Source organism: Embleya hyalina (genome assembly GCF_003967355.1).
Taxonomy (GTDB): Bacteria; Actinomycetota; Actinomycetes; order Streptomycetales; family Streptomycetaceae; genus Embleya; species Embleya hyalina.
Genome location: NZ_BIFH01000057.1, coordinates 44,569 through 53,390 on the forward strand (window position 1 = coordinate 44,569; position 8,822 = coordinate 53,390).

Annotated in this window: 7 protein-coding genes; 4 read left to right on the forward strand and 3 right to left on the reverse strand. The window is 72.2% G+C overall.

Annotation, left to right across the window (positions count from 1 at the left end):
* Window positions 1–39: 39 nt before the first annotated feature.
* Window positions 40–1,338 carry a DUF5685 family protein gene (locus EMA17_RS48640; protein ID WP_126643661.1) on the reverse strand — a complete coding sequence of 433 codons (1,299 nt, stop codon included), beginning with the start codon at window positions 1,336–1,338 and terminating at the stop codon, window positions 40–42.
* 148 nt (window positions 1,339–1,486) lie between these two features.
* Here EMA17_RS48640 and EMA17_RS48645 point away from each other — a divergent pair, with 148 nt between their 5' ends.
* From EMA17_RS48645 to EMA17_RS48650, 3 genes are all read left to right on the forward strand, one after another.
* Complete coding sequence (locus EMA17_RS48645; protein ID WP_160161851.1) at window positions 1,487–2,029, forward strand: arsenate reductase/protein-tyrosine-phosphatase family protein; 543 nt, start codon at window positions 1,487–1,489, stop codon at window positions 2,027–2,029.
* Between the two features lie 265 nt (window positions 2,030–2,294).
* Window positions 2,295–2,432: a hypothetical protein gene (locus tag EMA17_RS52405; protein WP_160161852.1), complete on the forward strand. Its 138-nt coding sequence runs from the start codon at window positions 2,295–2,297 to the stop codon at window positions 2,430–2,432.
* A 28-nt stretch (window positions 2,433–2,460) separates the two neighbouring features.
* Window positions 2,461–3,342: an acyl-CoA thioesterase gene (locus tag EMA17_RS48650; RefSeq protein WP_126643663.1), complete on the forward strand. Its 882-nt coding sequence runs from the start codon at window positions 2,461–2,463 to the stop codon at window positions 3,340–3,342.
* Window positions 3,343–3,356: 14 nt separating this feature from the next.
* Here EMA17_RS48650 and EMA17_RS48655 read toward each other — a convergent pair whose 3' ends face one another.
* Window positions 3,357–4,736 carry an NADP-dependent succinic semialdehyde dehydrogenase gene (locus EMA17_RS48655; RefSeq protein ID WP_126643664.1) on the reverse strand — a complete coding sequence of 460 codons (1,380 nt, stop codon included), beginning with the start codon at window positions 4,734–4,736 and terminating at the stop codon, window positions 3,357–3,359.
* A gap of 149 nt (window positions 4,737–4,885) precedes the next feature.
* Between EMA17_RS48655 and EMA17_RS48660 the strand changes: the two genes are divergently transcribed.
* Window positions 4,886–5,221 carry a glyoxalase superfamily protein gene (locus EMA17_RS48660; protein ID WP_126643665.1) on the forward strand — a complete coding sequence of 112 codons (336 nt, stop codon included), beginning with the start codon at window positions 4,886–4,888 and terminating at the stop codon, window positions 5,219–5,221.
* A 17-nt stretch (window positions 5,222–5,238) separates the two neighbouring features.
* On the opposite strand, the gene EMA17_RS48665 is transcribed toward EMA17_RS48660, so the two are convergent.
* Window positions 5,239–8,253: an NACHT domain-containing protein gene (locus EMA17_RS48665; protein WP_160161853.1), complete on the reverse strand. Its 3,015-nt coding sequence runs from the start codon at window positions 8,251–8,253 to the stop codon at window positions 5,239–5,241.
* Window positions 8,254–8,822: the final 569 nt, after the last annotated feature.

Below are 8,822 nucleotides of genomic sequence, written 5' to 3' on the forward strand. Positions count from 1 at the left end.
GCGCGCTCGGCGGGAGCGCCCGCGTGCGTTCGGGCGTGCTCAGCAACCGCAGTCGCACGAGCAACATTCGCCGCATTCACAGCAGTTGCCGCAGCAGTCGCATCCGTCGCAGCAGTCCCCGCAGTCGCACTTGTGGCAACACCCCTGCCGCTGTTGGCCGGTGCACGGATCCTCGAAGGTCTCCCGGCAACACCACTGGCAGGTACAGCACAACCCGGCCCAGATCGCGCAGGCGACGAACACGTTGTGCCCGCCGGGCGGCGGCGGGGGCGGGGTGGGGCCGCCGGGCGGACCCCACGGGCTGTTCGGGTCGTACGGGCTGCCGGGCGGCGGCTGGGTGGGCGTCTGGTTCGGCGGCTGATTCGGCCAGGACCCCTCGGGGCGCGCGGCAAGCCGGGGTTCGGCCCGCTCGCCGTGCTTGGCGCAGCCGCCGCCGTGTTTGCCGCCGACCGAGCAGGAGGGGTTCTCGACGGGGAAGCCCGCGTGCCGGAACGACCGGTCTATCGCCTCGTCGACCTCGTGCACGAGCAGCCGGTGGGCGAGCGCGCCCGTGACGAACTCGACCTCGGCCAGGGCCAGTCGCATCCCGGTCGCCGCGTCGCGGCACAGCCGGTACGCCTCGTCCGGCCCGGTCCCGGTGGCCAACAGCGGGTTCCACGCGCCGGCCGCCCGGTCGGCGTGGATGTCCTCGACCGCGTCGAGCAGGTGCGCGAGCCGGCCGAACAACCGTCCCGCCTCGGCCAACGACTCGGCGTTGTCCGGCCGTTCGGCCAGCACCGCGGTGTGCGCGAACGCCGCGCCGGTGGCCGTCTCGGTCGGCTCGGTCACCACCAGCACCGAAACGCCCGGCCCGGCCAGCGCCTCGACCTCGACCTGCCGATCCACCGCCTCGACCATCACGGCCGTGTCGAAGCCCACGTCGAGCGCGGTGCCCGCACCCTGCCGGGCCCAGCGCTCGGCGACCCGGCGCGCACCACCCGCGACCGCGCGCCGTCGGTACACCCCGTCGCCGTCGTCGATGTGGTCCCGCATCTTCGCCGACGCGAGCACCAGGGACACCGCGCCCGCGAGCCGCGCGCCCTCGCCCATCGCCACCTCGGCCCGGCGCATCGCGCGCAGCGGACAGGGACCGGCCTTGCGCCGCCCGTCCGCGGTCGGTCGGGCGGACTGCGCCTCGACCAGGACCGAGATGATCAACCCGTCGTAGTTGGTCGCGACGCGCGCCGCCTGCCCGTGGTCGTCCCGCAGCGCCAGACACATGCCGCACAGGTGCGCCATCCACTCGCTCTGCAACTTCTCCGACAGTCGATGCCGGCACGGCCGGATGATCCCGAACAAGCCCTCGCCCCATTCACTGCGCCGATTCCTGGCCCCCTCAGCGCGGTCAGCCTACTGATCACCCGTCATCCCCGTACGGATCCGACCCGGGATCCGTACGGGGGGGGCGGCCCGAGGATCGCGGGTGCGGCGTTCTAGGATCCGCAGCGTGACTGCTTCGGTGCTGGTCGTATGTAGTGGGAACATCTGCCGCTCCCCCGTCGTCGAGGCCATGCTGCGCGGCCGGTTGGCCGGGTCCGCGCTGCCGAGCGAGGTGTCCTCGGCGGGCACCATCGACTGGAACGCCCGGCCGATGGCGGACAACAGCGCCCTGGTGCTGATCGAGTACGGCATCGACCCGCCCGCGCACCGCAGCCGCAAGCTCACCGCCGACCTGCTGCGCGCCGCCGACCTGGTGATCGGCATGTCCCGCGAGCACCACTGGGCGATCGACGCGCTCGCCGCCGACGCCCTGCCGCGCACCTTCCTGCTCGGTGAACTGGTGCGCCTGGGCGAGGCGTTCGGCCCGCGGGACGCACTGCCGCTCGCCGACTGGGTGGCCGGGGTGGACGCGCGGCGACCGGCGAGCCGATTGGCTCGCCCCGCCGACGAACTCGACGATCCGATGGGTGAGCCGATCGAGTCGTTCCGGACGATGGGGGCGCGGGCCGACGACCTCACGACCCGGCTGGCGACGCTGCTGACGACGTGAATCCGGGGCCTCCCACAGGCCGCCGACCGGCCCGTTCATTCGAAGACTGCGAGGGCCGCGCGTTCCCGGAAGCCGGCTTCGAGCCGGCCTTCGCCCGGTCCTGCGCCACCACCATCGCCGGCCCGTCCGACAAGCTCACCGGCGCGGACCCGTCCACCATGGCGCACGACTGCTTCGGCATCGGCGGCGACGAGGGGCACCGCGCACGCCTCGCTCGGCGGCCCGGGCGGCGACGTGGGCGCCGAGACCGGCACCGCGGAGGTCGGTGGCGGCCGGCCCGGACAACGGCTGGACGGTCGCCTGCCGCGGCGACATCGTGGTGGCGGTCGGGGTCGAGGGCGGGGTGACCGGCGGGCGGCCGGCCGGACCGATCGTGCGGGCGTTCCCGCGTGCGACGGGCTGAGCGACGGGCCGAGCGGCCGTAGTCCATCATGGGCAGGGTGAGCGAACACGATCTTGCCGACGAGGGCCCGGGCCGGGCCGAGACCTTCCTCGACCTGCTGCGGCTGGAGCAGATCGAGGAGAACATCTTCCGCGGTTGGTGCCACGCGGGCGCCCCGCTGCGCGCCTTCGGCGGCCAGGTCGCCGCGCAGGCCCTGGTCGCGGCGGGCCGCACCGTGGTCCCGGAGCGGCACGTGCACTCGCTGCACAGCTACTTCCTGCGCCCCGGCAGCACCACGGCGCCGATCGTGTACCAGGTCGACCGGGTCCGCGACGGGCGCTCCTTCGCGACCCGGCGCGTGACCGGCGTACAGCACGGCGCGGCGATCTTCACCCTGTCGGCGTCCTTCAAGGTGGCCGAGGACACCCCGGGACACCGCCGCGCGATGCCCGACGTACCGCTGCCGGAGGACCTGCCGGACCCGTACGAGAAGTTGTCCGCCGAGGAGCGCGCGCACTACGAGGAGTCGCAGACCCGGCTCCTGATGGACCTGCGCTTCGTCCCGGAGGACCGCTCGCCGGGCACCCACATGGTCGACGGCATCCCGCACCAGCGGGTGTGGATGCGCGCCGCCAAGCAGCTGCCCGACGACCCGCTGCTGCACGTGTGCGGGCTGACCTACATGTCCGACCTGACCCTGGCCGGCACCGCCGCGAAGCCGTACATCACCAACCCGGCGACGCTCCAGATGGCCTCGCTCGACCACGCGGTGTGGTTCCTGCGCCCGTTCCGGGCCGACGAGTGGCTGCTGTTCGCCCAGGCGTCCCCGTCCGCGCAGGACGCACGCGGACTGGCGATGGGCGAGTTCTACAACCACGACGGCGTGCTGGTGGCCTCGGTGGTGCAGGAGGCGGTGATCCGGCAGCGGTAGCGCCGGCGCGCCGCTCAGCCGCCGCCCACCCAGACCGTCTTGGCGTTGCAGAACTCGCGGATGCCGAGCGCGGCGAGTTCGCGGCCGTAGCCGCTGGACTTGATCCCGCCGAAGGGCAGTTCGGGGTGGGACGTGACCATGCCGTTCACGAACACCGCCCCGGCGGCCAATTCGGCGATGCAGCGGGCCTGTTCGTCCTCGTCGGTGGTCCAGGCGTTGGCTCCGAGGCCGAACGCGGTGGCGTTGGCGAGATCGATCGCCTCGTCGAGGTCGGCGACCCGGTACAGCCCGGCGACCGGCCCGAACACCTCCTCGGTGTACATCCGCATGTCCGGGGTCAGGTCGGCGACCACGGTCGGCGGGTAGTACCAGCCGGGGCCCGCTGGGCGCTCGCCGCCGCACCGGATCCGGGCGCCCTTGGCCCGGGCGTCCTCGACCTGCTCGGTGACGTCGCGCAGCCCCTGCTCCTGGGCGAGCGGGCCGACGTCGGTGTCCTCGGCGGTGGGGTCGCCGACGCGGAGTGCGGCCATGTTCGCGGTGAACGCCTCGGCGAACGCGTCGTACACGTCGGCGTGCACGATGAACCGCTTGGCCGCGATGCAGCTCTGCCCGTTGTTCTGGGTCCGGGCCGTGGTCGCGGTCCGCGCGGCGGCCTCGACATCGGCGGAGGGCAACACCAGGAACGGGTCGGAGCCACCCAGTTCGAGCACGGTCTTCTTCAACTCGCGCCCGGCGATCGCCGCGATCGACCGCCCGGCCCCCTCGCTGCCGGTGAGCGTCGCGGCCACCACGCGCGGGTCGGACAACACCCGCTCGACCGACTTCGACCCGATCAACAACGTCTGGAACGCACCCTCGGGAAAGCCGGCTCGGGTGAACAGCTCCCCCATGTACAGCGCCGTGCGCGGCACGTTCGACGCGTGCTTGAGCAGCCCGGTGTTGCCCGCCATCAACGCGGGCGCGGCGAAGCGCATGGCCTGCCACAGCGGAAAGTTCCACGGCATCACGGCCAGCACCGGCCCGAGCGGCTCATACCGCAGATAGGCCCGCCGCGCCCCCACGGCCTCGGCGTCGGCCGGCTCGTCCGCGAGAAACCCCGCCGCCCGCTCGGCATAGAACCGACACAGCCGAGCACACTTGGCCACCTCGGCCCGAGCGGCGACAAGCGTCTTGCCCATCTCGCCGGTCATCACCGCCGCAACCTCGTCCCGCTCGGCATCCAAAAGCTCCGCGACCCGCCGCATGAACCGGGCCCGGGAGTCGTACGAGTCCCCCCGATGCCCCCGAAACACCGCATCGGCCCGCCCGATCCGAGCCTCGATCTCGGCCTCCCCCATCTCGACGAACTCCTCGACCACCTCACCGGTAGCAGGATTGACGGACGCGATGGCCATGGGTCCTCCACGGATGCGGATCGTGAGTGCGACGGGCACCGAGCCGGCCGCCCGGCACCTCCGCCGAGCCGTTACCCTCTGGCTCCCGGATGACACGGCACTCGCCGAGGTTCCGGTCGGGTGTCGGGGTGGGCCGGCAGGGTGGGGGGATGAGGGAACGAGCCATTCCGATCCTGCGTGTGGTCGATGCCGCCGAATCCGTGGGCTGGTATGCCCGTCTGGGCTTCGTCAAACAGTGGGAGCACCGTTTCGAGCCGCATTTTCCGGCCTTCGTCGAGGTGGCGAGGGGTGAGGCGAAGCTGTTCCTCAGCGAACACGCGGGCGACGCGAGCCCGGACACGCTGGTGTATGTGTGGGTCGTCGACGTGGACGAGGTGGCCCGCGAGTTCGGCGTGGTGGTGGAGGAGCAGCCTTGGGCTCGGGAGGTGCATCTGCGGGACCCGGACGGGAACCGGCTGCGGGTGGCGACGCCGACGGAGGGGTAGGGCCGGCCCCGAGGAGGTCAGTCGAAGTCCGCGCTCACGTCCAGTTCGAGTCGGCCTTCGGTGACCCGTTCGGCGAGCGCACCGAGGCGATCGCGCTGTCTCTTGTCGATCCGCAGCCACCTCAGGGCCGGGAGGTCGGCCAGGGGGCTCAGGTCGGTCACCGTGCACGCGGCGATGCCCACGTGGGACAGACGTGGCAGGTCGACCAACGGGGAGAGGTCCGTCACCCGGGATCCGTCGATGAGCAACCTTTCGAGCGCGGGTGAATGGCGTAGCGCGCTCAGGTCGCCGGCCGGGGTGGAGATCATGCCCAGCAGGGTCAGGTTCGGGTACTTCGTCAGGCCCGACAGATCTCGAACGCCCGTGTCGTGCAGATAGAGGTGGCTCAGGTTCGGCGTCTCGGGCAGGACACGCACACTCTCCACCTGGAGATCACCGTTGAAGTGCAAGGCGGTGACCCACGGCAGAGCGGCCAACAGCGCCCGCTCCGCGCGCTGTGCGGGTCCGAGTGTCAACGAGGTCACCTGCGGCAGCTCGGCCAGCGGGCCGAGGTCCTTGATCGAGGTGTCGGCGACTCCGAGCGCGTGAAGCCGCGGGAGCGCGGCGAGCGCCGACGAGGGAATCCCCGACAGTTCGGCCGAGAGGTTGATGCTCCGTACGTCCCGGCGCCCCGCGAGCAGTCCGAGAGACGCCGGATCCGGGATCGGCACACGACAGTCGTCGAGCCTGACGTGGGTCAGGACCGTTTCGTAGTAGCGCTCCCGATCCGTCAGGGTCTCCCACATTCCCAACAGTTGCAGGCGGATCCGGATCGAATCCCGGTCACACAGGCGACGCAGCAGCGGGATCGTCGCCTCGCCTCCGATCCGGCGCGCCACCCCCACGATATGCGTCGCGATCTCGTCCGGGACGCGCTGCGTCCGGGTCAGGTCCGCGAGGAGATCGAGCACGAACTCCCCTGCGCCGGCCAAGTCCTCCGCCGCGCTCGCGTCCCGCGGCGGCAGGAGCTTGGCCGTCTCCTCCCGGAACCGGGCCGCGGACTCCGGGTCCACCATGCCCGCCCCCGACACACACGCGACGCCCAGCAGCCACAACCGTGCCCGATGCTCCTCGTCCGCCTCCGCTCGTGCGATCAACCCGGCCAGCAGCTCCCGCTGTCGCGACGGGTCGTCCTGGGTGCGGGCGACCGCCATGATCAACACGTCGTGGTAGAGCGGGTCGTGTGCGTGGTTGATCAGATGGTCGAGATGCTCCGCCCGGACGATCTCCAGTGCCGCCAGGTAGTCCTGGAAGCTCGCGTGGCGGAACTCGAGGACGCCCGACTCCGGTTCCTGGAGCAGGCCGCTGCGGTCGATCAGGCTGTCCAGTACCTCCCGAGCGGTGTAGGGCGGTTCGGTCGTCTGTCGGAAGCGGGTCAGCGCGTCGGTCACGCACGACACCGCGACCCGATCCGGGATCGACCGGCGGCCGTTGAGCGTCATCCACATCGCCAACGCCGCGAGGATCTTCTCCATCTGTGTCGGCTGGAGCCGCACCCGGCTCGTGGAGATGCGCCGCGCTCGTTCCCGGCCGCCGAGCAGCATCGCCATCGCCGAGCGGTACAACTCGGTCCGGCCCTCGGGCAGGGCCTGGTCGGCGTGTCGATGCAGGGCGCACATCAGTGCGCACAGCAACGGGTTCGTGCCGAGTCGGGCCAGGTCCCGGCGGCTGTCCAGGGTGCGTTTCAACTGCTCGGCGCAGGCCGCGAGATCGTCCGGGTCCCCGGGCTGGGCGCGGTGCCAGCGGTCGACGAACAGTTCGACCTGCGCGCTCGACATGGGCTGGAGTTCACCGGCGACGAAGCCCGCCTGCCGGAATCGTCGATGCCGCCGCTCGGACAACACCCGGGGCCGGGAGGTGAGCAGGTAGGCCGCGTCCGGATAGTCCACACACAGCTGTTCCACCCAGTCGAGGGCGTCCGCCCGGTGCTCCTCGGGCAGTTCGTCCAGGCCGTCGACGAAGACCACGGCCCGCCCCGCGCGCAGCCGACGGGCCGCCCACCCCGGCGGCTGCTCGCCGCCCAGCGTCGACCCGGACGCGGTGACGAAGTCGGCGACATCCGGCAGCACCAGCCGGTCGTCCACCACCATCGCCCGCAGCTTCAACAGGAACGGCACCCGCCCGGCCCAGGACGCCAGCCGGTCCGGCAGATCGCCCGAGGCCACGTGCACCGCGAGCCGGCGCAGCAGGGTGCTCTTGCCGGATCCGGCGGGGCCTTCGAGGACCATCCGGTCGCGGCGGGCGAGGGCGTCTTCGAGGAGGCTGCGCGTGGTGTCCGCCTGCGCCGCCTCGTCGTCCCACCGCCGCAGCGGCCTCGGGTCGCGACGGGTCCGCACCACGAGGCTCACGTAGGCCGTGGTCAACTCGTATGTGCTGTCCTCCGGGTCGAGTTCGGTGACCCCGAACAGCCTGGCCCGGTCCAACTTCGCCCGCAGGCCGGCGCGGTAGTGTCGGGCGAACTCCTCGTCCACCGCTTCGGTTTCCGGAACTCTGCGTAACAACTCCGCCTGTCCCGACGCCTGTTCGACCATGGTCCGGGCCAGGAACTCAGGCTGCTTGGTGAAGAAGTCGACGATCTGCAGGCAACACTCGTCGAGCAACACGCCGTACAGCGGCGCCGCGCACTCCGCCGACGCCTCGGCACGGACCTCCATCCGGACCCGCAGCGCGGCCGGATCCAGGCCCGCGGCCTGGACGTCGTCCATGGTCACCGCGCCGCCGAGGGTACGCACCACGGCCGCGACGATGCGCTCGCCCTCGACCGGCGCCAGGCGGGCGAAGTCCGGCTCGACGTCGGCCAGTCGCAGGGTCAGCGTGCGGGTCAGCCGATCCACGTCGGCCGTACGCACCTCGCGCCGCTCCCGCCGCCGCGCCACCCGCCCACCCATCCGCACGGGCGCATCCACGAGCCGCGCCCCCGGCGGCGGCGCCGTCAACCGCCGCAACGCACCCCCGATCGCCGTCGCCAACAACCGCCCCTGCACCGGATCCACCGCGCTCCGCCCCGATCCCCACATCGACCGTGCACCCAAGCCGTGACACCCAGTATGAGCGCCCAACGCTCGGGTCGCCTGACCCGGAGGACCAGGCCCTCACCCTCGGTCGTCGACTCGACCGAGGACGCGACGGGCAGTCGACGGGCTGCCCGTCGGGGGGGTTGGAACGTCTCGGCACCGATCCGCGCGTCGCCTTGGCGGGTGGCTGGGGCGGGGGGTGGATGTGGCGCGGGCGGGGGGCGGGGTCGCGGCGCGGGCGAGAGGGGGAGGCGGGGTCGCGGCGCGGGCGAGACGGGGAGGCGGAGTCGCAACGCCGGCGAGACGGGGAGGCGGAGTCGCAACGCCGGCGAGACGGGGAGGCGGAGTCGCGACACCGGCGAGACAGGCAACCGAAGTCGCGACACCGGCGAGACAGGCAACCGGAGTCGCAACGCCAGCGAGACAGGCAACCAGAGTCGCAACACCAGCGAGACAGGCAACCAGAGTCGCAACGCCGGCAAGACAGGCAACCAGAGTCGTGTTCGCAGCGTTGCTTCTTATTGGGCGCTCCGCGCCGGCTCGCGAGG